Consider the following 23,828-nt stretch of genomic DNA (forward strand, 5'->3'; position numbering starts at 1 on the left):
GCCGTCTGCATAAACGGTTAAATCTGCGTCTGCGTTGACAGCGGCCGCCGCTCGTTTTCCCTGACAAAGGAGCTTCGCCGAATTTGGCGAAAATGGAATGAGGCTAAAAATCGGAGAGAACGCGTTTTGTGCGTTACGAATTACTTGTCGATGTGCTTGGCTGTATTTGACCAATTAAGATCGACTAAATGGTGAGAATTCATTCATGAACCGTTGCAGCGTGTTGCGTCATAACATGATGAGTAGTTAATAAGAAAATTCAGTAGGGGATTGCCTGAAGACGGCCTAACGCCGAACGGAAACATCGATTGTCCGGGAAAGACATCGCGTTGTCGCCCGGCCTTTCGTGTCATTCATCTTTAAGGAGCCTGCCATGCACTATCTATTGATCTACGACCTCGTGCCGGACTATCTCGAGCGGCGCGGCGAGCATCGCGAGCGGCATCTGAAGCTCGCGTGGGCCGCGGCTGACCGTGGCGAACTGCTGCTCGGCGGCGCGTTGACCGATCCGACCGACACCGCCGTTTTGCTGTTCAGCGGCGACTCGCCGGCTTCCGCCAAGGCCTTTGCGGAAGCCGATCCGTATGTGCAAGCCGGCCTTGTCAAACACTGGCGCGTGCGCGAATGGACGACCGTGGCGGGCGCGGCGGCGTCCAATCCGATCCGCTAGAAGGCGCGGCGGTCACGTGAAGGCAGCGGCGGGCGCTCAGCAATAGAAGGAAACGGAGCTTGGCGCGCGTCTCTCCCGCGATGTCCATGTCACGAAGCGTCGGCACTGTCGATTCGCTGCGCCGACAACCAATCGGCGTATGCAAGGCTCAAAAAAATTACGCTGAAATGAGTGTGCTGTGATATCGCCTGGCTCGAACGGATTATTCTCGGATTTTGTCGTTTCGTTATGGTGAAAGTGTTTCCGTTGTGGCATTTCGAAAAATGATCGAGCGAGAAATAATCAGGTTGCTTCAAGCGGTAACACGGCTCAACGTTATTCACGCAAACCTTGACGATGGTAGGCCTCGTGCACAAATTCTCCCATGCACGCTTGAGACCACGTTTTGTGCTTTGCAACCGGGCAACCCGCACTAACACGGGGCGGTATCGGCCATCAACGGAACGGACGAGAGTGACGAGCGCAGTGATGGCATCTGCCATGAAAGCCCCGCGCCCCGCTTCACGAGGCTGACAGGCGGCAATCGCAGACTGAATCCGTCGAACGCGAGGGTGAGCAGCAACGGATAGATGCGCGCGAACCGGCGCGCCCAGAAATTGCCCGGGTCGAACTGATAAGCCGGATTGCTCGCACGCCGTCTGCGCCCGCAGTGCATCTCATGCCGGTTCAACCGCGCTCGCAAAAAGTCGATAAAAATCCGAACAGGAATCTGGATTTTTCCAGTCGATTTTGTGACGAATTGTAATTGAGGGTCCAGAATCAGCGCGAACAATTATTTATCGCTTTTGTCATGCTTATTTCAAACGAGGATTCCCTGAAGAGAGGTGACATGATGAACCTGCGCGGGGTCGCCAGCCTCGCCGCACTGCTCGTCTTCGTGGCCGCGTCCGCATACCGCGAAGCGCTGCGCAAGCGCTAATCCGACGCTTTTGCATCAATCCGGCCAGCCTGCCGCAACTCGACGAGAACGACGAAACGCGCCCATAAAATAGCCTCGCCGCGCACATTGGGCGGGCGCTCACGCCGACATTTTTACGGGTAATTTTTTCGGATTAGCTGAAAAATAAACCGATTTTCCAACGTAAATGTTGCCTGATGAATTTTCAGCTGCGCCGCCAATAGATGTAAATCGGTTTCATAAATTTCGAATTAAGAATTTTCAGGGGTGATCTTGCGCGCCTTTTTTGTTAGCCTTTCCGGCGACGTGGAACGGGTCATGCCCGCGAACGCAAATATTTCTAACTGATCTGGGAATGCCTACCATGCTGAAAGTCACCAAAGCCGTGTTTCCCGTAGCGGGCCTCGGGACACGATTCCTGCCGGCTACCAAGGCAAGTCCGAAAGAAATGCTGCCTATCGTCGACAAGCCGCTGATCCAGTACGCGGTGGAAGAGGCGATTGCGGCCGGCATCACCGAAATGATCTTCGTCACGGGGCGCAGCAAGCGCGCCATCGAAGATCATTTCGACAAGTCTTACGAAATCGAAGCCGAACTCGAAGCGCGCAACAAGCAGAAGCTGCTCGATCTCGTGCGCAGCATCAAGCCGGCCAATGTCGACTGTTTCTATGTTCGCCAGGCCGAAGCGCTCGGTCTCGGCCATGCGGTGCTGTGCGCCGAAAAACTGGTGGGCGACAGCCCGTTCGCCGTGATTCTCGCCGACGACCTCCTGCACAGCTCGAAGCCCGTCATGAGCCAGCTCGTCGACACGTTCAATCACTATCACAGCTCGGTGATCGGCGTGGAAACCATCGCGCGCGAAGACAGCCGCTCGTACGGCGTGGTGGATGGCCGCGAATGGGAAGACAACGTGATCAAGATGTCGGGCATCGTCGAAAAGCCGGCTCCGGAGAAGGCGCCGTCCGACCTCGGCGTGGTCGGCCGCTACGTGCTCATGCCGACCATCTTCAAGCATATCCGCGCGTTGAAGCCGGGCGCGGGCGGCGAACTGCAACTGACCGATGCGGTGCAATCGCTGCTCACGGAAGAGCAGGTGCTCGCGTATCGCTACTTCGGCACGCGTTTCGATTGCGGCAGCAAGCTCGGCTATCTGAAGGCGACGGTGGAGTTCGCGCTGCGTCATCCGGAAGTGAAGGCGGATTTCGAAGCGTATCTGCAAGCCTATATGCAGGCGAACGTGCAGCCGCAGTACACGGCTAAAGCGGCTTAAGCGGCTTAAGCGGCAACTTGCAGCAAAACGCTGCAGCAACTCGCGCGGAACCTGCGTGCGAGATTCCGAATCTCGCGCGCATTGAAAAACGGGCGCCACGAAATCACGTGGCGCCCGTTTTTTTAACCGCGGCCGATGTTCCAGCCGCGGCCGCCAGCCCGTAATGAGGCTCAGCCTTTCTTCACTTCCAGACGGAACTTGTGCAGCAACGGTTCCGTGTAGCCGCTAGGCTGCTGGCGTCCCTCGAACACGAGGGCTTGCGCGGCCTTGAACGCGATGGTGTTGAAACCCGGCGCCATCGGCTGATAGGACGGGTCGTTCGCGTTCTGCTGATCGACCACCTGGGCCATGCGCCTGAACGTTTCCTCGACCTGCTCGCGCGTCACCACGCCGTGATACAGCCAGTTCGCGATGTGCTGGCTCGAAATGCGCAGCGTGGCGCGGTCTTCCATCAGGCCGACGTCGTGAATGTCCGGCACCTTCGAGCAACCCACGCCCTGATCGATCCAGCGCACCACGTAGCCGAGAATGCCTTGCGCATTGTTGTCGATCTCGGCGCGGATTTCATCGGCGCTCCACTTCGCCGTTTCGACGACGGGGATCGTCAGCAGGCCGTCCAGCAGTTCGTCGCGCACCTTGGTGTAGTCAGTGCGTTCGAGTTCCTGCTGAACTGCCTGCACGTCGATCTGGTGATAGTGCAGCGCATGCAGCGTCGCGGCGGTGGGCGAGGGCACCCAAGCGGTGTTCGCACCGGCCTTCGGATGCCCGATCTTCTGTTCGAGCATCGCGTGCATCAGGTCGGGCATCGCCCACATGCCCTTGCCGATCTGCGAGCGGCCGCGCAGGCCTGCATGCAAACCGACCAGCACGTTGCTGCGCTCGTACGCGGCAATCCACGTGCTCGACTTCATGTCGCCCTTGCGCATCATCGGGCCAGCTTCCATCGCGCTGTGCATTTCGTCGCCGGTGCGGTCGAGGAAGCCCGTGTTGATGAACGCCACGCGCTCCGAGGCCTCGCCGATGCACGCGAGCAGATTCACGCTCGTGCGGCGCTCCTCGTCCATGATGCCCATCTTGATCGTGTTGCGCGGCAGCTTCAGCACATCTTCGACGCGCGCGAACAGCTCGCTCGAAAACGCGACTTCGGCGGGACCGTGCATTTTCGGCTTCACGATATAGACGGAGCCGGTGCGCGAATTCAACTTCGTTCGGCGGTCGTGCAGCGCGCACAGCGTGGTGATGACGGCATCGAGAATGCCTTCCGGAATTTCAGCGCCGTCTTTCGTCAGCACCGCCGGATTGGTCATCAGGTGGCCGACGTTGCGGATGAACAGCAGCGAGCGGCCATGCAGCTTGACCGGCGTCTTGCCGTCCGCGCCGACGTATTCGCGATCCGCGTTGAGACGGCGCGTAAAGGTCTTACCGCTCTTCGTGACTTCTTCGGTCAGATCGCCATTCATGAGGCCGAGCCAGTTGCGATAGAGCTGGACCTTGTCGTCCGCATCCACGGCCGCAACCGAGTCTTCACAGTCGATGATCGTGCTCACCGCCGCTTCGACCACGACGTCCTTCACATGCGCGGCATCGGTCTTGCCGATCGAATCGTTCGCGTCGATCTGAATTTCGATGTGCAGGCCGTTGTGCTTGAGCAGCACGGCCGAAGGCGCGCCCGGCTCGCCCTGATAGCCGATGAACTGCGCCGGCGTTTTGAGTTCGCTCGTGCCGTTCTTCAGCGCGACAACGAGCTTGCCGCCTTCGACGCCATAGCGCGTTGCGTCGGCATGCGAGCCGTTCGCGAGCGGCGTGGCCTCGTCGAGAAATTTGCGCGCGTAGGCGATCACCGCGGCACCGCGCACCGGGTTGAACGCTTTCTGGCGCTCGGCGCCGTTTGTGTCGGGAATTGCGTCAGTGCCGTACAGGGCGTCGTACAGGCTGCCCCAGCGCGCGTTCGCTGCGTTCAGCGCATAGCGTTGATTCGCCAGCGGCACGACGAGCTGCGGGCCGGCTTGTTCGGCGATCTCGGTATCGACGTTGGCGGTGGTGGCCTTCACATTCGCCGGCGCCGGCACGATATAGCCAATGCCTTCGAGAAATGCCCGATACGCGCGCAAGTCGCGCACAGGGCCCGGATTGGCGCGATGCCAGTTGTCCAGTTCGCTTTGCAGGCGGTCGCGCTCGGCAAGCAGCGCACGATTTTTGGGCGCCAGCTCGTGCACGAGGGCGTCGAAACCCGACCAGAATGCGGCGCTGTCGATTCCGGTGCCGGGCAGGGCTTCGGTTTCGACGAACTGGTCGAGATTGGCGGCGACCTGCAGTCCGCCGCGCGTGTTCATCTGAGTCATCGACTGCTCCATCTGTCTAGTGGGACCGATGAGGGGGCATCGGCCCGTGTTGGGGCTACTACTGAGAAGCTTCTTTCAAAGTGACCTGCTTCGGGTCCGGACACAACGCAGGCGCGATGGCATTCGCGCTGGCGGATGCGCCGGCATGAGCAATCCACAGCGAGCGCAAACTCAAACGCCGAGCGCCTGAATCCCGGCTTTGGCGATCTGCGCGTCCTGATCCGACTTCACACCCGACACGCCGACCGCGCCGACCACCTGACCATCGACGATCACCGGCACGCCGCCTTCCAGCGTACCCGAGAGCGGCGCGCTGAGGAACGCGGTGCGGCCGTTGTTGATCATGTCTTCGTACACCTTGGTTTCGCGGCGGCCGATGGCCGACGTGCGGGCTTTTTCCGTCGCGATGTAGGCGCTCGCGGGCGCGCTGCCGTCCAGACGCAGCATGCCGAGCGGGTGGCCGCCGTCGTCGACCACGACGATCGCGACGGCCCATTGGTTCTTCTCGGCTTCCGCGCGCGCGGCTTCGAGGATGCGGGTCGTTTCGGCAACGGTCAACACGGGTTTGCTCAGCATAATGAATGTCCTGTCTCGTTCATGGTAGGGATGCTTCTACTAGTTCTATCCAGTGACGCACTGGCGTGCGCCCGGCGCCGTCCAGATGTGTCTGGCAGCCGATGTTAGCCGTCACGATCAGCTCCGGCTTGCCGCTCTCCAGTGCATCGAGCCGGTTCTTGCGTAATTTTTCCGCAAGCTCCGGCTGGGTGATCGAATACGTGCCCGCCGAGCCGCAGCACAGATGCGCGTCGGGCACCGCAGTCAGATCGAAGCCGAGCCGTTGCAGGATCGACTCCACCGCGCCGCCCAGCTTCTGCGCATGCTGCAACGTGCAGGGGCAGTGAAACGCGATCTTGCGCGGCGCCGGGCTCGCTTCGCCCGCTCGACCCGCCTGCAACGGTTCGAGCGGCTCGTTGGCCAGCACCTCGACGAGATCCTTCGCCAGTTCGCTGACCCGCTGCGCTTTTGACGCGTAGCGCGGATCGTCGCGCAGCAAATGCCCATACTCCTTGACGAACGCGCCGCAGCCGCTCGCGGTCTGCACGATGGCCTCGGCGCCGGCCTCGATGGCGGGCCACCACGCGTCGATATTGCGCCGTGCCCGCGCAAGGCCTGCCTCCTGCGCATTCAGATGATAATCGGTCGCGCCGCAACAGCCCGCCTCCCTGACATTCGCGATGCTGATGCCGAGCCGGTCGAGCACGCGCGCGGCGGCCGCGTTGGTGTTCGGCGACAGCGCTGGCTGCACGCAGCCTTCGAGCATCAGCATGGTGCGCAGATGCCGTGGCGACGGCCGCGGTTTCGGGCGCGCACCTTGTCGGGGAATTTTACGTCCAAGCGCGGCGGGAAGAAACGGCCGCATCGCCCGGCCGGTTTTCAGCAGCGCGTCGAACACCGCGGGATGCGGGATCGAGCGGCGCAAAGCCTCGCGCAGCAGCCGTTCGGACAGGGGCCGCTCGATGCGCCGCTCAAGCTCCGCGCGGCCGATATCGAGCAGCGCGTGATAGGTGACGCCGGACGGACACGTGGTCTCGCAGTTGCGGCACGTGAGGCAGCGATCGAGGTGCAACTGGGTCTTCTGCGTGACCGGCTCGCCTTCGAGCATCTGCTTGATCAGATAGATGCGCCCGCGCGGGCCGTCGAGTTCGTTGCCGAGCAGTTGATACGTCGGGCAGGTCGCATTGCAGAAGCCGCAGTGCACGCAGGAGCGCAGAATCTGCTCGGCTTCGTCCGCGCGCGACAGGGTTCTGGCGGCATCGCTGAGATTGGTTTGCATGCTATGAATGCCTTCGAAAAGTTCGCTTCGGTCCTGCTAACCTGCATTACAGGTCGGCATAGAGACGGCCGGGATTGAAAAGGCCGCGCGGGTCGAGTTGCTGCTTGAGTTGCCGATGAAAACGCAGCAGCGCGGGCGGCAGCGGCGTGAACGGTTCGGCGTCGCCGTGCGGCGTAAAGCAGGTTGCGTGGCCGCCGGCCGCGTGCGCGATCTGACGGATCGTCGCGGCCGGCGCGTCGCTCTTGAGCCAGCGCTGCGCGCCCGCCCAATCGAGTAACGTGTCGCCCGGCAAGTCGAGGAGCGGCGACGCGTTGGGCAGCGAGATGCGCCACAGGGGGCGCGGGTCGTCGAAAAACGCAAGGCGCTGTTCGCGCAGATCGCGCCAGAAACCCGGCTCGAGTTCGTCCCCGCCGATGCGATCCAGCGCCGAGGCCACCGATCCCGTTCCACCTTCGAGCCGCACATGCAGGCGGCCATCCACGTAGCAGGCGCCGCTCACCGGCAGCACCGCGCGGCGCCATGCGGACAGTTCGGCGAGCGCCTCGCCCGCGTCGAGTTCGAGCGTCACGCTGCCGACGGCACGCGGTTTCGGGAGCACTTTCAGCGAGACTTCGGTGATCACGCCAAGACAGCCGAAGCTGCCCGCGAGCAGTCGCGACACGTCATAACCCGCGACGTTCTTCATCACCTCGCCGCCAAAGCGCAGATGCTTCGCGTGTCCCGTGATCACGCGGCAGCCCAGCACGAAGTCGCGCACCGCGCCGGCCCACGGCCGGCGCGGCCCGGCAAGGCCCGCCGCGACCATGCCGCCGACCGTCGCGGTGTCGTCGAAAGCGGGCGGCTCGCAGGGCAGCATCTGGCCGCCGGCGTCGAGCGCGGCGTTCAGTTCGGCGACCGGCGTGCCCGCGCGCGCGGTGATCACGAGTTCGGTCGGGTCGTAGCTGACCACGCCGCGATGCGAGCGTGTGTCGAGCGTCGCGCCTTGCACCGCGCGCCCGAGAAAGGCCTTGCTGTTGCCACCGCGAATCGCGAGCGGCGCGCGCTTCACGAAGGCTTCTTCGACTTCGGCGACGAGCCGCTTGCTATCGTCCAGAGAGACAGGTTCGACGAGCATCAGAAGCGCTCCAGTTCGGGAAAGGGCAGTGCGCCGCGATGCACGTGCATCGAGCCGAATTCGGCGCAACGGTGCAAGGTCGGCACGTTCTTGCCGGGGTTCAGCAACGCATCCGGATCGAACGCGGCTTTGAGCGCGTGGAAAAAGCCAAGCTCGTCGTGATTGAATTGCGCGCACATCTGGTTGATCTTTTCGCGGCCCACGCCGTGTTCGCCGGTGATGCTGCCGCCCACCGCCACGCACAGTTCGAGAATGCGCGCGCCGACTGCTTCGGCGCGTTCGGTTTCGCCGGGGGCGTTCGCATCGAACAGGATCAGCGGATGCATGTTGCCGTCGCCCGCATGGAACACGTTGGCCACTTGCAGCCCGTATTCCTTCGACAACTCCGCGATGCGCTTCAGCACGCGCGGCAATTCGCGGCGCGGAATCGTGCCGTCCATGCAGTAGTAGTCGGGCGAGACGCGGCCCACGGCGGGAAAGGCGTTCTTGCGGCCGGCCCAGAAACGCTGCCGCTCGGCTTCGTCCTTCGCGATGCGGATGTCGGTCGCGCCTGCCTCGCGCAATAGCGCTTCCACGCGCTCGACGTCTTCGTGCACGTCGCTTTCCACGCCGTCCACTTCACACAGCAGAATCGCCTCGGCATCGACGGGATAGCCCGCGTGTATGAAATCCTCGGCCGCGCGGATCGCGAGGTTGTCCATCATTTCGAGGCCGCCGGGAATCACGCCCGCGCCGATGATGCGCGCCACCGCCGCGCCCGCCTGTTCGACATTGTCGAAGCTCGCGAGCAGCGCGCGGGCGACAGGCGGCTTCGTGAGCAGCTTCACCGTGACTTCGGTGACGATCCCGAGCATGCCTTCCGAGCCTGTGAACAGCGCGAGGAAATCGAAACCCGGCGAATCGAGCGCCTCGGAGCCGAGCGTGATGCGCTCGCCGTCGATGGTGAGAATTTCCAGCTTGAGGATATTGTTGACCGTCAGCCCATACTTCAGGCAATGCACGCCGCCCGCGTTTTCCGCGACATTGCCGCCGATCGAACAGGCGATCTGCGAAGACGGGTCGGGCGCGTAATAGAGGCCATGCGGCGCGGCGGCCTGCGAGATCGCGAGGTTGCGCACGCCGGGCTGCACGCGCGCGATGCAAGCCTCGGGATCGACTTCGAGGATGCGGTTAAAGCGCGCCATGACGAGCAGAATGCCTTTTTCAAGCGGCAATGCGCCGCCCGACAAACCGGTGCCCGCGCCGCGCGCGACAACGGGAATCTTCCGGGCGTTCGCGAACTCGAGCAGCGCCTCGACCTGATCGACGTTCTCGGGCAGCGCGACGAGCATCGGCGTCGTGCGGTAGGCTGCGAGGCCGTCGCATTCGAACGGGCGCAAGTCTTCCTGTTCGTGCAGCAGTTGCAGGCTCGGAATCAGCGACTGCAGTTCCGCGACGACGCGGCTTTTGTCATGCGTCGCGAGCGGGCCGTCGATGGTTTCGTCGTAGTGATAGCTCATAGGGCGTCTCCTGGCGCCGCGCACGGACGCGCGAGCCCTTTCTGGATATGAAGCGGGATTGTTGCGGCTAACCAGGCGCCTGTCGATGGCCCTTCACGGTGGTCGTACCAGTTTTTTTGCACGGAGATTCGCGTCTGGAACGCAAAACAGCCCGTTTTATCGGGCTAAATGACTTGCATGTCACATTGGCGTGATAGCATCCAGCAGTGGTCATACCAGTAGGAATACCCATGCAGACAATGGATCAGGACACGGGAAGACAGGTCGCGGATGTCGTGGCGGAGCGGATCGAACGGCTTATCGTCGACGGCGTGCTCAAATCAGGGCAGGCGCTGCCCTCGGAGCGCCGCCTCACCGACAAGCTCGGCGTCTCGCGCACGGCGCTGCGCGAGGGGCTGAAGCTGCTGCGCGCGCGCGGCATCATCGAAACATCGCACGGCAAGGGCTCGTTCGTCGCGAGTCTCAACGCACAGCCGGCCGCCACGCCCATGATGCATCTGCTCGGCTCGCAGCCCCGCACGCTCTACGATCTGTTCGAAGTGCGCGGCCTGCTCGAGGCGGAATCGGCGCGGCTCGCGGCGTTGCGCGGCACGCCAGCCGACTTCGTGCTGATCACGCGGCGTTACGAGGAAATGCTGGCCGCGCACGACAAGGAGACGAGCGCGGCGCAGCATGCGCGGCTCGATCACGCATTTCACCTCGCGATCTGCGAGGCGTCGCACAACCCGGTGCTGGTCCATACATTGAGTTCGCTGACCGATCTGCTGCTGAGTTCGGTGTTCGCGTCGGTGAACAACCTCTATCATCGCGAGCCGCACAAACGGGTGATCGACCGGCAGCACGCGCGGCTTTATAACGCCGTCACCGGCAAGCTGCCCGAGCAGGCGCGCAAGGCAGCGTCCGAGCACATTGCGAACGTGTGCTCGAACCTGCGCGAAATCGAACAGGAAGAACAGCGGCTCGTGCGCGCGACGCTACGGCTCGAAGGCTGGGAGTAACGCGCGCGGCGATTTACAATCGCTTGCTGATTCGAGCCTCCATACAAGAACCAGCGTGAGCGCGGCCGGCGCCTGCCTTGTCGCCCTTGTCGCCCTTGTCACCCCAGTCACCCTCGTCGCCCGTACTGACGCCCCACATCATGCCGACCATCAGCGAGCTTTTTATCTATCCCGTCAAATCGTGCGCGGGCATCGCGTTGAATGAAGCGCGCCTGCTTGCCACGGGACTCGAATACGATCGCTACTGGATGGCCGTCGATTCGAACGGCGACATGCTCACGCAGCGCGCGTATCCGCGCATGGCCCTGATCGCGGTGGAGATCGGCGAACACGAACTCGTGCTGCGAGCGCCCGGTATGACCGAGTTGCGCACGCCGCTCGATCCCGCGCAACTCGCCGCGCGGTCCAGGGTCGTCACGAAAGTGTGGCGCGACACGGCCTACGGGCTCGATACCGGCGACGCGTGCGGCGCGTGGTTTTCCACGTTTCTCGGCATTAACGCGCGGTTGTTGCGCTTCGATCCGGAGCGCGAGCGCACGGTCGATCCGGTTTATACGGAGAGCGTCGGCGGCGCCACGACGCGTTTCGCCGATGGCTTTCCGCTTCTCGTGATCGGTCAGGCCTCGCTCGACGATCTCAACACGCGTCTGCATGCAAAGGGCGCGCCGTCGATTCCCATGAACCGCTTCCGTCCGAATGTCGTGCTGGACGGCCTAGATGCCTACGAAGAAGACTTCGTGGAAACGCTGAGCGTCGAGCCCGCCACGACTCACGGCGAGCAAGCGGTCGAACTGCGCCTCGTGAAGCTTTGCTCACGCTGTCCGATGCCCACCATCGACCAGACGAAGGGCGCGCCCGATCCCGCGTGGCCGAACGAGCCGACCGACACGATGAGCGTCTATCGCGCGAATCCGCAGCGCGACGGCGCGCTCACGTTCGGCAACAACGCGCTCGTCGCGAGCGGAGCGGGCGCATGGCTGCGCGTCGGCCAAACGGTCGAAGCGGAACTGGCCTTCGGCGACTGATCCGCAACTAAGCGCGAGCGCAATGCGAGTGCAACGCAGGCGCAATACAGGAGCAAGGAGCAACGCAGGCGCTTCACGCGGCGCGAGCGTGCGCCGCTTCATCGCGTGATGGCGTCGCGCCTGCTTCCCACACACGCTCGGCGCTTTCTCCCATCGCGCTGCCCACCAGAATCACGGCCGGGCTGCCGAAACCCGCGCTCGCGGCGTCGGCGGCGAGCCGGTCGAGGCGCGTGAGCAGGCGCCGCTCGTCGACGCTGCCGGCCCACTGTACGAGCGCCGCCGGCGTATCGGCGGGCAGGCTGTCGAGCAATGCGGCGGCGAGGCTTTCGATCCGCCGCATTCCCATATAGATCGCGAGCGTGGTGCGCGTCGCCGCGAGCGCGGCCCAATCCGGCTCGCCGTGATCTTCCTTGTGCGCCGTGACGAACGTGACGCCCTGACAATGACGACGATGCGTGAGCGACACGCCGAGCCCCGCCGCGGCCGCGAAGCCCGATGAGATGCCGTTGACGATGTCCACCGGAATGCCGGCCTCGCGCAAGCTCGCGATCTCTTCGCCGGCGCGCCCGAAGAGCAGCGCGTCGCCGCCTTTCACGCGCACCACATGCAAGCCCTTTTGCGCGTAACGCCGCATCAGGCGCTCGATAAACGCCTGTGGCGTCGAGCGGCAGCCGCCGCGCTTGCCGACGCGAATCACGCGCGCCCGCGGCGCGAGCGTGACGATCTCCGGATTCGCGAGATCGTCGAGGAGGACGACGTCGGCGGCGGCGAGCGTTTTCGCGGCTCGCAAGGTGAGCAGGTCGAGGTCGCCGGGGCCCGCGCTCAATAGGGTGACCTTGCCGGAGTTCGTGTTCATCGCGATGTCCTTAGCTTCGTTCTCTGTGGCCGGCAGCATTGCCGCCGCCGTCAAACAAAAAGGCGTCCGCCCGTGATCATCACGAGGGACGCCGTTGTCCAATGCTACTGCGTGGGGTTGAATCGTTCGAAGATGAGCGAGACACCACGTTGTGCCGTCGCGACTTCATAGCCGCGATGCTTATGCAAGGATTACGCCAACGGGCGGCACCGATCTCCCGCAAAGTGCTGCCTTGCCATCGCAAAGAGCGCCGGCGTCCCGCAAAAATGCGTTTGCACAAGGTCTCGCCTGACCATTCGAAACATCGCGAGGCGCCCGCTCGCGCACCGATAAAGCGCGCGCTTTTGGCACGCGCAAAGTGCTGCGTCGCACCATCCCTGTGCCGGCCTGCATCGAAATGCGTCGCGCGGCGAATCCCGCGCGGTTAGGCGCCGGCAGCCGTGAAGCCCCGCGCGGCGGGGCTTTCGCGCGCATTCAACACGATTGGCACAGCCTTTGCGTTTAATGCCGTCAGCGGATCAACGTGGACCCGTCGCGAGCGCAACACACCGCGCTCGCCGCAGTACCCAGGTCAGGACAACGGCGTCCCCCGGATTCAGTCATCGACTGGATTCGCGGGACGCCGTTTTTTATTCAGCACATTGAGGAAGCCGCGGTCATGAAAATCATCGTTATCGGTCACGGGATGGTCGGTCACAAACTGGTCGAGTGTCTGGCGCAGGACGCCGCGCACGGCCTCGACATCACGGTGCTGTGCGAAGAATCGCGTCCAGCGTACGACCGCGTGCATCTGTCCGAATTCTTTTCCGGCAAGAGCGCGGATGATCTCTCGCTCGTCGAGCCCGGCTTCTTCGAGCGCCAGAACGTGCTGCTCAAGCTCAATGCGAAGGCCGTGGGCATCGACCGCGACGCGCGCACCGTGACGGTCTCGACAGGCGAGACGCTGCCGTACGACAAGCTGGTTTTCGCCACCGGCTCGTATCCGTTCGTGCCGCCGGTGCAGGGCCGCGAGCGTGCGGATTGCTTCGTCTACCGAACGATCGACGATCTCGAAGCCATGCAGGAATGCGGCGCGCGCTCGAAAACCGGCACGGTGGTCGGCGGCGGTCTGCTCGGTCTCGAATGCGCGAAGGCGCTGCGCGACATGGGCCTGCAAACGCATGTGGTCGAATTCGCGCCGCGTCTGATGGCGGTTCAGGTCGACGAAGGCGGCGGCCGCGTGCTGCGCACGAAGATCGAGGAACTCGGCGTGACGGTGCATACACAGAAGAACACGACGGCGATCGTCGACGGCGAAGCGGGCACGCACCGCATGCAGTTCGCGGACGGCAGCCAGCTCGATACCGATATGATCGTGTTTTCGGCGGGCATTCGTCCGCGCGACGATCTCGCGCGCGAAGCTGGCCTCACGCTCGGCGCGCGGGGCGGCATCGTGATCGACGACGCCTGCCGCACGAGCGATCCGCATATCTATGCGATCGGCGAGTGCGCGTTGTGGAACGGCCAGTTGTTCGGCCTCGTCGCGCCGGGCTACGACATGGCGCGCGCCGTCGCGAAACAGTTGCTCGGCGAAGAGGCCCAATTCACGGGCGCCGACATGAGCACCAAGCTCAAGCTGATGGGCGTGGACGTGGCGAGCATCGGCGATGCGCACGGCAATACGGCGGGCAGCCGCGCCTATCAGTTCAGCGACGAGCGCAAGCAGGTCTACAAGAAGCTCGTGGTCTCCGGGTGCGGCAAGTATCTGCTCGGCGGCGTGATGGTCGGCGACGCGAGCGAATACGGCACGCTGCTCCAGATGACGCTGAACCGCATCGAACTGCCGGCCTCCCCCGAATTCCTGATCCTGCCGCAAGCGGACGGCAACGCGAAGCCCGCGCTCGGCGTCGAGGCGTTGCCCGCGAGCGCGCAAATCTGTTCGTGCAACAACGTGTCGAAGGGCGAGTTGTGCGCCGCCGTGTGCGCGGGCGCGACCGACATCGGCGCGCTCAAGTGCGCGACGAGCGCGGGCACCGCGTGCGGCGGTTGCGTGCCGCTCGTCACGCAGGTGATGAAGGCCGAAATGAAGAAGCAGGGCCTCGCCGTGAACAACCACGTGTGCGAGCACTTCCCGTATTCGCGCCAGGAGCTTTATCACATCGTGCGCGTGGAGGACGTGCGCAGCTTCGGCGAACTGCTCGCGAAGCATGGCCACGGCCTCGGCTGCGATATCTGCAAGCCGGTGGTGGCCAGCATCCTCGCATCGTGCTGGAACGAATTCGTGCTGAAGAAAGAGCACGCGTCGCTACAGGACACGAACGACTACTACCTCGCCAACATCCAGCGCGACGGCACTTATTCGGTGGTGCCGCGCATGGCCGGCGGCGAAGTCACGCCCGACGGCCTGATCGCCGTCGCCCAGGTCGCGAAGAAATACGGCCTCTACACGAAGATCACCGGCGGTCAGCGGGTCGATCTGTTCGGCGCGCGTGTCGAGCAACTGCCGTTCATCTGGGAAGAACTGATCGCGGCCGGCTTCGAATCGGGTCATGCCTACGGCAAGTCACTGCGCACCGTGAAGTCGTGCGTGGGCTCGACGTGGTGCCGCTACGGCGTCGGCGATTCGGTGGGCCTCGCGGTCGAACTGGAGAACCGCTACAAGGGGCTGCGCACGCCGCACAAGATCAAGTTCGGCGTGTCGGGCTGCACGCGCGAATGCGCGGAAGCGCAGGGCAAGGACGTCGGCGTCATCGCCACCGACAAGGGCTGGAATCTGTACGTGTGCGGCAACGGCGGCATGAAGCCGCGTCACGCGGAACTGATCGCGTCCGACCTCGACAAGGCGACGCTCGTGCGCTACATCGACCGCTTCCTGATGTTCTATGTGCGCACCGCCGACCGTCTGCAACGCACGAGCGTGTGGCGCGAGAGCCTCGAAGGCGGCTTGCCGTATCTGACCGACGTGATCGTCAACGATCGCCTCGGCGTCGCGGGCGAACTCGAAGCGGACATGCAGCGCGTGATCGATACCTACGAATGCGAGTGGAAAAAGGCGGTCACCGATCCGGAAACCCGCAAGCGCTTCCGCCATTTCGTCAACAGCGATCAGGCCGACAGCACCGTGAGCTTCGTGCCGGAGCGCGGCCAGATTCGTCCGGCGACCCGCGAGGAGCGGCAATCGAAGCTCGCCGCGATTCCTGTCGTCGTTGAAACCGTCTGATTTTTTCGCGTCAATCCACAGCGTCAATCCACAAGGAGTTCCGCCATGAGTAACGACCGCTTGCCGCAGACCTGGACGCCTGTTTGCACGCTCGACGACATTGTCCCCAACACGGGCGTGTGCGCGCTCGTCAACGGTGAACAGGTGGCCGTATTTCACGTGAACATGGACGAAGACCAGGCCGCCGTGTACGCGATCGAAAACTTCGATCCGGGTTCGGATGCCGCCGTGTTGTCGCGCGGATTGATCGGCAGCCTCGGCGAGCGCGTGGTGGTGGCTTCGCCGATCTACAAGCATCACTTCGATCTGCGCACCGGCGAATGCCTCGAAACGCCGTCGCATTCGGTGAGCGCTTTCGCGACGCGCGTGGAAAACGGCCAGGTGTGGGTCGCCGTTTGAGCCGCTGGATTGTCATGGCCTTTTTCGACTACTTTTCGAGCGACGTTGCCGCCCATGTCTTCGACTAACGTGAAAACCGTGTGCCCGTACTGCGGCGTCGGCTGCGGCATGGTGCTGCACGTCGAGGACGGCCAGGTCGTCAAGATTTCCGGCGACAAGGAGCATCCGTCGAATTTCGGGCGACTGTGCACGAAGGGACAGTCGGCCCATGTCGCGTTGCGCAAGTCCGGCCGGCTCGAAGACGCGTTCGTGCGCCACGCGCGCGGGCAGGACCCCGCGCCGTTGCCGATGGCCCAGGCGATCAGCACGACAGCCGCGCGTTTGCGCGGTCTTATCGATGAACATGGGCCGGATGCGCTGTCGTTTTACGTGTCCGGCCAGATGTCGATCGAGGCGCAGTACCTCGTCAACAAGCTCGCGAAAGGCTTTGTCCGCACCAACAACCTCGAATCGAATTCGCGTTTGTGCATGGCGAGCGCGGGCAGCGGCTACAAGCTTTCGCTCGGCGCGGACGGGCCGCCGGGATCGTACGACGATATCGACCACGCCGATCTGTTCTTCGTGATCGGCGCGAATATGGCCGACTGTCACCCGATTCTGTTCCTGCGCATGATGGACCGCGTGAAGGCGGGCGCAAAACTGATCGTCGTCGATCCGCGCCGCAACGCCACCGCGGAGAAGGCGGATCTGTTTTTGCAGATCAAGCCGGGCACCGATCTCGCACTGCTCAACGGCCTGTTGCACCTGCTGCACGAAAACGGCCATACGGATGCCGCTTTTATCGCGGAGGCCACCGAAGGCTGGGACGCGATGCCCGCGTTTCTCGCGGACTACACGCCGGAGAAAGTCGCACAGATCACGGGCCTTTCCGCCGATGCAATCCGCGCAGCCGCGCAGATGATCGGGATAGCTAAGGATTGGATCAGCTGCTGGACCATGGGCCTGAATCAAAGCACGCACGGCACGTGGCACACGAACGCGATCTGCAATCTGCATCTGGCGACCGGCAAGATCTGCCGCCGCGGCAGCGGCCCGTTTTCGCTGACGGGCCAGCCCAATGCGATGGGCGGGCGCGAAATGGGCTACATGGGACCCGGTTTGCCGGGCCAGCGCTCCGTGCTGGTCGCGGAAGACCGCGCGTTTATCGAGGACCTGTGGGGCATTCCGAAGGGGACGCTGCGCACCGAGGTGGGCAACGGCACCATCGACATGTTCTCGCGCATGGCCGCGGGCGAGATCAAGGCGTGCTGGATCATCTGCACGAATCCGGTGGCGAGCGTGGCCAATCGTCAGAACGCGATTGCCGGTTTGAGCGCGGCGGAACTCGTGATCGCGCAGGACGCGTTTCTCGACACCGAGACGAACCGCTACGCCGACGTGCTGTTGCCGGGCGCGCTGTGGGCCGAAGCGGAAGGCGTGATGATCAACTCCGAGCGCAATCTCACGCTGATGCAAAAGGGCATCGAACCGCCGGGCGCGGCGTTGCCCGACTGGCAGATCATCGCGCGCATCGCCTGCGAAATGGGCTTTGCCGAGGCCTTCGACTACGCGAGCGCGGAAGAGGTGTTCGCCGAAATCACGCGTGCGTCGAATCCGAAAACGGGTTACGACCTGCGCGGCGCGAGCTATCGCCGGCTAAAGGAAACACCGCTGCAATGGCCGCTCGCCGCCGACGATTGCGCCGAGCGCAATCCGGTTCGCTACCTTCACAATGGCGCGAGCCAGCCGCTCAAACAAGACGGCGACGGCACGCGTGCGCGGCTCGTGTTTCCGACGGCGAGCGGCCGCGCGCAGTTCTTCGCACGCGCCTACGCCGCGCCGGCTGAATTGCCCGATCGCGAATTCCCGATCGTGCTGAACACCGGCCGCTTGCAGCACCAATGGCACACGATGACCAAGACCGGCAAGGTCGCGATGCTCAACAAGCTGAACCCGGCGCCGTTCGTGGAGATTCATCCGGAAGACGCGGCCACGCTCGGCATCAAGCCGAAGGACGCCGTGGAGATCCGCTCGCGCCGTGGCCGCGCGATCCTGCCCGCGGTGGTGAGCGAGCGCGTGAGCGCGGGCAACTGCTTTGCGCCGATGCACTGGAACGACGTGTTCGGCGACGACCTGTGCATCAACGCGGTGACGAGCGACGCGATCGATCCGGTCTCGCAGCAACCCGAACTCAAGTTTTGCGCGGTCGCGCTGAGCCGCGTGGAGGTGGACACCATGCAAGCCGCTTTCGAGGACGAGGGCGAAGCGCTGGCGGAAATCGCGGCGCGCGGCGCCGCAGCGAACACCGCTTCATCGACTGCACTTTCGGCAAGCGCCGAGGATGGAAATATGCCGCGTATCGACGCACTCACGAGTCTGCTGCAATTGCCGGCGGCGCCCATGCCGTCGTTCAACGACAGCGAGCGCGCCTATCTGTCGGGCTTTGTCAGCGGATTGCGTTCGGCGGAAGCCCATGGCGTCAATGCCGTGCCGATCCTGCCGGGCAATGCGCCTTTCGAATCCAGCAACCGTCTGTATGTGGACGGCCTGCTCGCCGGCCTTTACAGCCGCAGCGCGACTCACGCCGCCGCCGAGCGCACGGCGCCCGCCGCCGCGCAGCACGACGCGCATGCGTCGGGCGTGCGCATCGTGCGCACGCGTCCCAAGGTGACGCTGCTGTGGGCCTCGCAAACGGGCAACACCGAATCGCTCATCGAGCGTTACGCGACGCGCCTGATGGAATCGGGCTTCGAAATCCGCACCTCGTGCATGGCCGACTACGCGATGTCGACGCTCGCGAAAGCGCAATACGTGTTGCTGATGACGAGCACGTTCGGCGACGGGGACGCGCCCGACAACGCACAAGGTTTCTGGACGCAATTGCAAGGCGGCGGCGCGCCGCGTCTGGAAGGCGTGCGCTTTTCCGTGCTCGCGCTCGGCGATCGCAACTACGATCAGTTTTGCGGACATGGCCGCCAGCTCGACGAACGCCTCGCCGCGCAAGGCGCGTTGCGTCTGATGGAGCGCGTGGATTGCGACGCCGAGTATCAGGAGAGCGCCGACGCGTGGCTCGATCGCGTAATCGTGCGAATCAAGGAAGAAGACGCCGCGCTGCATGCCGTGCCGCCCGACGGCATGATCAACGCCGTGCTGCCCGGCGCGGTGCCGACCAAAACGCGGCCGGCCGCTTCGCGGCTCGTCACGAACCTGCGCCTGAACCGGCACGGCGCAGCGAAGGACACACGTTATTTTTCACTGAGCACGGGCGACTTGGGCCTCGAATACGAAGCCGGCGACGCGCTTGGCGTATGGCCGAGCAATTGCCCCGAACTGGTCGAGGAACTGGTCGAGCTGGCGGGCGCGAGCGCCGATGCGCCGGTGCACGTGTCGGGCGCGGGTGACATGCGTCTCGCGGATGCACTCGGCAAGCACTACGAGATCGCGCGGCCGAATCCGGACACGCTCGCGTTCATTGCCGCGCGCAGCAGCAACGGGGCGCTGCGCGATCTGCTCACGCCAGAGCGCAAAGGCGACCTCAAACAGTGGTTGTGGGGACAACAGTTGGCCGACGTGCTGCACGAATTTCCGGTGAAGCTCTCAGCCACCGAATTGACCGGCATGCTCAAGCGCTTGCAGCCGCGTTTGTATTCGATTGCATCGAGCCCGAAGGCGCATCCCGGCGAAGTGCATCTGACGGTGTCGGCGGTGCGCTACAACAATGGGCGGCGTCATCGCAAGGGCGTGTCGTCGACGTTTCTCGCGGATCGAGCCGGCGACGTCAACGTTCCCGTGTTCGTGCAAAAGTCCGCGCATTTTCGTCCTCCTCATCAATCCGATACGCCGATGATCATGGTCGGCCCCGGCACCGGCGTTGCACCGTTTCGCGGCTTTCTGCACGAGCGGCGTGCACGCGGCGACAAGGGACGCAACTGGCTCTTCTTCGGCGAACAACATGCCGCGACCGATTTCTACTATCGCGACGAACTCGAAGCGCTGCGCGACGCCGGCGTGCTTTCCCGGCTCGACGTGGCTTTCTCGCGCGATCAGGCCGACAAGATCTACGTGCAGGACCGCATGCGCGAGCACGGTGCGCAACTGTGGGCATGGCTCGAAGACGGCGCGCACTTCTACGTCTGCGGCGACGCGAACCGCATGGCCCGCGATGTCGATGCGGCGCTCAAGGAAGTGGTCGCACGGCACGGCGGCCTGAGCGAAGAGAAGGCCAACGAGTACGTGAGCCGTCTTGCGCAGGAAAAGCGCTACGCACGCGACGTGTATTGACGAAGTGCGGCATTGACAGAAGGTGACAGAAGGGCCCGCATGGCATGGACGTTGCATGTACTGGGCGGGTACCGAGCAACGTGACATTCCGGTGCGCGATGAAGCTTGCGAGCAGCCGGATAATCGAAAATCAGTTTAATAAGGATGTCTGATGAAAAACGTGATGAGCTCCCTGAAAAGCGGAGATTGGCGCGCGCTGGTGGCGTGTTTCCTCTATTTCGACACCGGCTTCACGGTATGGGTTCTATATGGCCCGCTCGCGCCTTTCATCAGCAAGAGCATTTCGATGACGCCCGCGCAGCAGGGTTTGCTCGTCGCGGTGCCCGTGCTGTCCGCGGCGATTCTGCGGGTGACGCTCGGCAACCTCTATCAGTCGGCGCACGGCAAACGCATCGCGTTGCTCGGTGTGCTGCTTTCTGCGGTCCCGACTATCGTATTGCCGGCGCTGCCGTTCGTTCCGTCGTACACGACGCTGCTGGTGCTCGGCGTGTTCCTCGGCGTGGGCGGGGCGAGCTTCGCGGTCGCATTGCCGATGGCCGGCAGCAACTATCCGCCGAAGGTGCAGGGCCTCGTGCTGGGGCTGGCGGCGGCCGGCAACATCGGCGCGGTGCTCGACGGCTTCCTGTTCCCGCAGCTCGCCACGCGCTACGGCTGGCAGATGGCGGCGGGCGGCGCACTGCCGTTGCTCGCCATCGCCGCGATCACGCTGTATCTGTGGGCCAACGACGCCGGCGTGAAGACTGGCAGCGTGCTGCGCGCATTCGGCAGCTTCGCAGTGACGCTCTTCGGGCTCGTCGTGCTCGTGCTGCTGGTCGAAGCGGGCATGTTCGGTTCGGGCAAAACCGGCGTGCTGCTGTTGCCGGTGGTCGGCGCGCTGCTCGCCATTGGCGTGTTGCCCAAGCGCTACCGCTCGGTGCTCGCCGAGCGTGACACGTGGGTCATCATGCTCGTGTACAGCATCACGTTCGGCGGTTTTGTCGGCATGTCTTCGTATGTCTCGCTGCTGCTGACCAATCTCTATCAACTGTCGAAGATCGACGCGGGCCTCTTCATGGCGCTGCTCGCGGCAACCGGCGCGATGGTGCGTCCGCTCGGCGGCCTGATCGCCGACAAGGTCTCCGGCGTGCGCGCGTTGACCGTGCTGCTCGCGGCTATTTCGCTGTGCGACTTCGTGTTTGCCGCGGCCATGCCTGCGATGACAGGCGGCATCGCGCTGCTGCTGTGCCTGTACGTGGCCTTCGGTCTCGGCAATGGCGCGACGTTCCAGCTCGTGCCGCATCGCTGGGCGGGGCGCACCGGCTTGATGTCGGGCATCGTCGGCGCGGCGGGCGGCATCGGCGGCTTTTATCTGCCGGTCGTGATGGGCATCGCGAAGGAAAGCACCGGTTCGTATCAGATGGGCTTCGCGACTTTCGGCGCGCTGGCCGCCTGCGCGTTCGTCGCGATCGTCGCGCTGCGCCGCCCGTGGATGGCGTGGTCGATGCAATCGGGCGTGATGCACGCTCACGCAACGGAATAAAGCGGCGTATCAACGGCTGGTTCGGCACGCCGCGCGGATGTCACGGGTCGCGAGTTCGCGGTCGTGGCCGGCGTGATGACTTCGATCACGAAGGAACTCGAAGAGCGGTTGTGAGCGCCTTCGTGAAGAAAACATCCGCCGCTTGAGTTTGCCTGGATTTGCCTGGGTTTGCCTGGGTTTGCCTGTTAAGGCCGCCGAAGAAGGGGGGCATGAACCGGCATTGGCGATTCGGCTGTTCGGATCGAACCCTCGCCAAACATGATTTTTTCGAAGGTTTGTCCCGCGAATTATTCGCTTGTGGGCCATCACGGCGCAGACAAAAATTCCTTTCATGCAAATTCGCATGCAGCCGCCAGAGCGCGGCCATGCGTTGCCGCATTACAAGGAGACGACCGTGCGACTCGACCGCAACTTTGCCAATGGGCGCTTTCTCGAACCGGCCGCGAGCGCCGGTTCCCTGCATGAAGAACTGATCGCCGTCCACAACCCCGCGACCGAGGCGCTTATTGCGCACGTCACGGGCGCGACTCAAACCGAAGTGATCGCCGCGGTCGATGCCGCCGCCGTCGCGCAAAAGGCCTGGCGCAAGCTGCCTTCCGCCGAACGCGGCGCCTATCTGCACAAACTCGCCCACGCGCTGACCGAATGCGCGCCCGCTATCGGCGCGGCGCTTGCGGGCGAATCCGGCAAGAGCCTCGCCGACGCCACGAACGAAGCCATCTACGCCGGCCAGATCACGCGTTACCACGCGGAGTGGGCGCGCCGCATCGAAGGCGAAGTGATTCCAAGCGACACGCCCGACGAAAACCTCGTGTTGCATCGCGAGCCGATCGGCGTGGTTGCGTGCCTGATTCCGTTCAACTATCCGGTCTACACGTTCATGCGCAAAGTGGCGCCCGCGCTGATCGCGGGCAACACGGTCGTCGTGCGTCCGAGCAACAACACGCCGACCTCGGCGTTCGAAATCGCCAAGGCAGTCAAGCAGGCCGGCTTGCCCGCAGGCGTCGTCAACATTCTCGCGATGAACCACGCGACTGCCGAAGCACTCTGCACCCATCCGAAGGTCGGCATGATCACTTTGACCGGCAGCGTGGGCGCGGGGCGCAAGGTGCTCGATTATTGCAAGGCGAATATCGCGAAGCCGTCGCTCGAACTGGGCGGCAAGACGCCGGCCATCATCGAGGCCGATGCCGATCTGGAGAAGGCCGCGCGCGAACTCGTCGCCTCCAAAAGCACGCATTGCGGACAGCTTTGCACGGCAATCGAACGCGTCTATGTGCAGGAAAGCGTGCACGACCGCTTCGTCGCTTTGCTGCGGCAACACATGAGCGCGGTGGAATTCGGCGACCGTAGCGAACAGCCTTCGCTGATGGGTCCGCTCGTCAACGAAGCGTCGCGTCAGTCGATTCACGCCATGGTCGAGCGCGCGATGGCCGCGGGCGCCACATTGGAAACGGGCGGCAAACTGCCCGATCCGGCGCGAAGTAAAGGTTTTTTCTATCCGCCGACGCTGCTCTCGAACTGCCGTCAGGACATGGAGATCATCCAGGAAGAGACGTTCGGTCCCGTCATGCCGGTCGTCAAATACCGCACGCTCGACGAAGCGCTCGCCATGGCGAACGATCATCAGTTCGGTTTGTCGTCGGTGCTCTACACCGAGAACTACCGCAGCGCGATGAAGGTTGCCAACGGCATCGAGGCGGGCGAGCTTTATGTGAACCGCACGCCGGCCGATCCGTATCAGGGCTTTCACGCGGGCTGGAAACGCTCAGGCCTCGGCGGCGACGACGGCAAGCACGGCATGCTCGAATTCACGCAGACGCGCCTCGTCGTCATGAAGTACTGACATCCCACTCGCGATCGCGTCCGAAGCAGCGAGCGCGCTGCCATTCATAACAACACATTTCATTGGAGACGCCGGCGCGCCGTCAGGCAACGCCGCGTC

16 protein-coding genes and 1 pseudogene are annotated in these 23,828 nt (G+C 63.7%); 10 read left to right on the top strand and 7 right to left on the bottom strand.

The features are described 5' to 3' along the window. The first annotated feature begins 373 nt into the window (after positions 1-373). On the top strand, positions 374-670 hold the full coding sequence (locus VOM14_RS14765) for a YciI-like protein (protein ID WP_327629446.1): 297 nt from the start codon (positions 374-376) through the stop codon (positions 668-670). Positions 671-1,082: 412 nt separating this feature from the next. On the opposite strand, the gene VOM14_RS14770 is transcribed toward VOM14_RS14765, so the two are convergent. After that, positions 1,083-1,442 (bottom strand): hypothetical protein, encoded by a 360-nt coding sequence (locus tag VOM14_RS14770; RefSeq protein ID WP_327629447.1) that lies wholly within the window; start codon positions 1,440-1,442, stop codon positions 1,083-1,085. A 490-nt stretch (positions 1,443-1,932) separates the two neighbouring features. Between VOM14_RS14770 and galU the strand changes: the two genes are divergently transcribed. Next, positions 1,933-2,838 carry a UTP--glucose-1-phosphate uridylyltransferase GalU gene (gene galU / locus VOM14_RS14775; RefSeq protein ID WP_327629448.1) on the top strand — a complete coding sequence of 302 codons (906 nt, stop codon included), beginning with the start codon at positions 1,933-1,935 and terminating at the stop codon, positions 2,836-2,838. Between the two features lie 170 nt (positions 2,839-3,008). Here the strand turns inward: galU and VOM14_RS14780 are convergent, their stop codons facing one another. The 5 genes from VOM14_RS14780 to glcD all read right to left on the bottom strand — a co-directional run bounded on the left by VOM14_RS14780 (position 3,009) and on the right by glcD (position 9,627). After that, on the bottom strand, positions 3,009-5,180 hold the full coding sequence (locus VOM14_RS14780; RefSeq protein ID WP_327629449.1) for a malate synthase G: 2,172 nt from the start codon (positions 5,178-5,180) through the stop codon (positions 3,009-3,011). A gap of 171 nt (positions 5,181-5,351) precedes the next feature. Next, entirely contained in the window at positions 5,352-5,756 is a 405-nt protein-coding gene (locus VOM14_RS14785) for a heme-binding protein (RefSeq protein WP_327629450.1), read from the bottom strand. A 19-nt stretch (positions 5,757-5,775) separates the two neighbouring features. Then, entirely contained in the window at positions 5,776-7,014 is a 1,239-nt protein-coding gene (glcF, locus tag VOM14_RS14790) for a glycolate oxidase subunit GlcF (RefSeq protein ID WP_327629451.1), read from the bottom strand. A 46-nt stretch (positions 7,015-7,060) separates the two neighbouring features. After that, positions 7,061-8,128: a glycolate oxidase subunit GlcE gene (glcE, locus tag VOM14_RS14795; RefSeq protein ID WP_327629452.1), complete on the bottom strand. Its 1,068-nt coding sequence runs from the start codon at positions 8,126-8,128 to the stop codon at positions 7,061-7,063. After that, on the bottom strand, positions 8,128-9,627 hold the full coding sequence (gene glcD, locus VOM14_RS14800; RefSeq protein WP_327629453.1) for a glycolate oxidase subunit GlcD: 1,500 nt from the start codon (positions 9,625-9,627) through the stop codon (positions 8,128-8,130). The genes glcE and glcD overlap by 1 nt, the downstream gene beginning before the upstream one ends. A gap of 230 nt (positions 9,628-9,857) precedes the next feature. Between glcD and glcC the strand changes: the two genes are divergently transcribed. Further along, positions 9,858-10,625 carry a transcriptional regulator GlcC gene (gene glcC / locus VOM14_RS14805; protein ID WP_327629454.1) on the top strand — a complete coding sequence of 256 codons (768 nt, stop codon included), beginning with the start codon at positions 9,858-9,860 and terminating at the stop codon, positions 10,623-10,625. A gap of 140 nt (positions 10,626-10,765) precedes the next feature. Next, positions 10,766-11,650: an MOSC domain-containing protein gene (locus VOM14_RS14810; protein WP_327629455.1), complete on the top strand. Its 885-nt coding sequence runs from the start codon at positions 10,766-10,768 to the stop codon at positions 11,648-11,650. A 73-nt stretch (positions 11,651-11,723) separates the two neighbouring features. Here the strand turns inward: VOM14_RS14810 and cobA are convergent, their stop codons facing one another. After that, positions 11,724-12,506 (bottom strand): uroporphyrinogen-III C-methyltransferase, encoded by a 783-nt coding sequence (cobA, locus tag VOM14_RS14815; protein WP_327629456.1) that lies wholly within the window; start codon positions 12,504-12,506, stop codon positions 11,724-11,726. A 658-nt stretch (positions 12,507-13,164) separates the two neighbouring features. Here cobA and nirB point away from each other — a divergent pair. The 6 genes and pseudogenes from nirB to aldA all read left to right on the top strand — a co-directional run bounded on the left by nirB (position 13,165) and on the right by aldA (position 23,729). Continuing rightward, complete coding sequence (nirB, locus tag VOM14_RS14820; RefSeq protein ID WP_327629457.1) at positions 13,165-15,705, top strand: nitrite reductase large subunit NirB; 2,541 nt, start codon at positions 13,165-13,167, stop codon at positions 15,703-15,705. Between the two features lie 45 nt (positions 15,706-15,750). Beyond that, on the top strand, positions 15,751-16,104 hold the full coding sequence (nirD, locus tag VOM14_RS14825) for a nitrite reductase small subunit NirD (protein WP_327629458.1): 354 nt from the start codon (positions 15,751-15,753) through the stop codon (positions 16,102-16,104). 54 nt (positions 16,105-16,158) lie between these two features. Continuing rightward, positions 16,159-20,364 carry a bifunctional nitrate reductase/sulfite reductase flavoprotein subunit alpha gene (locus tag VOM14_RS14830; RefSeq protein ID WP_327629459.1) on the top strand — a complete coding sequence of 1,402 codons (4,206 nt, stop codon included), beginning with the start codon at positions 16,159-16,161 and terminating at the stop codon, positions 20,362-20,364. Between the two features lie 151 nt (positions 20,365-20,515). Then, positions 20,516-21,883, top strand: coding sequence for an MFS transporter (locus tag VOM14_RS14835; protein WP_327629460.1), 1,368 nt, complete (start codon positions 20,516-20,518; stop codon positions 21,881-21,883). A 24-nt stretch (positions 21,884-21,907) separates the two neighbouring features. Continuing rightward, positions 21,908-22,029, top strand: a pseudogene (locus VOM14_RS14840) (type IV pili methyl-accepting chemotaxis transducer N-terminal domain-containing protein); the annotation flags it as partial. A gap of 248 nt (positions 22,030-22,277) precedes the next feature. Then, a complete protein-coding gene (aldA, locus tag VOM14_RS14845) occupies positions 22,278-23,729 on the top strand; it encodes an aldehyde dehydrogenase (protein ID WP_327629528.1) in 1,452 nt (483 codons plus the stop codon). The last annotated feature ends 99 nt before the right edge of the window (positions 23,730-23,828 follow it).

The organism is Paraburkholderia sp. MPAMCS5 (genome assembly GCF_036016995.1).
Lineage (GTDB): Bacteria > Pseudomonadota > Gammaproteobacteria > Burkholderiales > Burkholderiaceae > Paraburkholderia.

Bases quoted from the DNA above. Each gene is read 5' to 3' on its own strand.
- nirD (WP_327629458.1), top strand. From the start codon at position 15,751: ATGAGTAACGACCGCTTGCCGCAGACCTGGACGCCTGTTTGCACGCTC.
- VOM14_RS14835 (WP_327629460.1), top strand. From the start codon at position 20,516: ATGAAAAACGTGATGAGCTCCCTGAAAAGCGGAGATTGGCGCGCGCTG.
- nirB (WP_327629457.1), top strand. From the start codon at position 13,165: ATGAAAATCATCGTTATCGGTCACGGGATGGTCGGTCACAAACTGGTC.
- glcE (WP_327629452.1), bottom strand. From the start codon at position 8,128: ATGCTCGTCGAACCTGTCTCTCTGGACGATAGCAAGCGGCTCGTCGCC.
- VOM14_RS14765 (WP_327629446.1), top strand. From the start codon at position 374: ATGCACTATCTATTGATCTACGACCTCGTGCCGGACTATCTCGAGCGG.
- glcC (WP_327629454.1), top strand. From the start codon at position 9,858: ATGCAGACAATGGATCAGGACACGGGAAGACAGGTCGCGGATGTCGTG.
- cobA (WP_327629456.1), bottom strand. From the start codon at position 12,506: ATGAACACGAACTCCGGCAAGGTCACCCTATTGAGCGCGGGCCCCGGC.
- glcF (WP_327629451.1), bottom strand. From the start codon at position 7,014: ATGCAAACCAATCTCAGCGATGCCGCCAGAACCCTGTCGCGCGCGGAC.
- glcD (WP_327629453.1), bottom strand. From the start codon at position 9,627: ATGAGCTATCACTACGACGAAACCATCGACGGCCCGCTCGCGACGCAT.
- VOM14_RS14830 (WP_327629459.1), top strand. From the start codon at position 16,159: ATGTCTTCGACTAACGTGAAAACCGTGTGCCCGTACTGCGGCGTCGGC.
- VOM14_RS14785 (WP_327629450.1), bottom strand. From the start codon at position 5,756: ATGCTGAGCAAACCCGTGTTGACCGTTGCCGAAACGACCCGCATCCTC.
- VOM14_RS14780 (WP_327629449.1), bottom strand. From the start codon at position 5,180: ATGACTCAGATGAACACGCGCGGCGGACTGCAGGTCGCCGCCAATCTC.
- VOM14_RS14810 (WP_327629455.1), top strand. From the start codon at position 10,766: ATGCCGACCATCAGCGAGCTTTTTATCTATCCCGTCAAATCGTGCGCG.
- galU (WP_327629448.1), top strand. From the start codon at position 1,933: ATGCTGAAAGTCACCAAAGCCGTGTTTCCCGTAGCGGGCCTCGGGACA.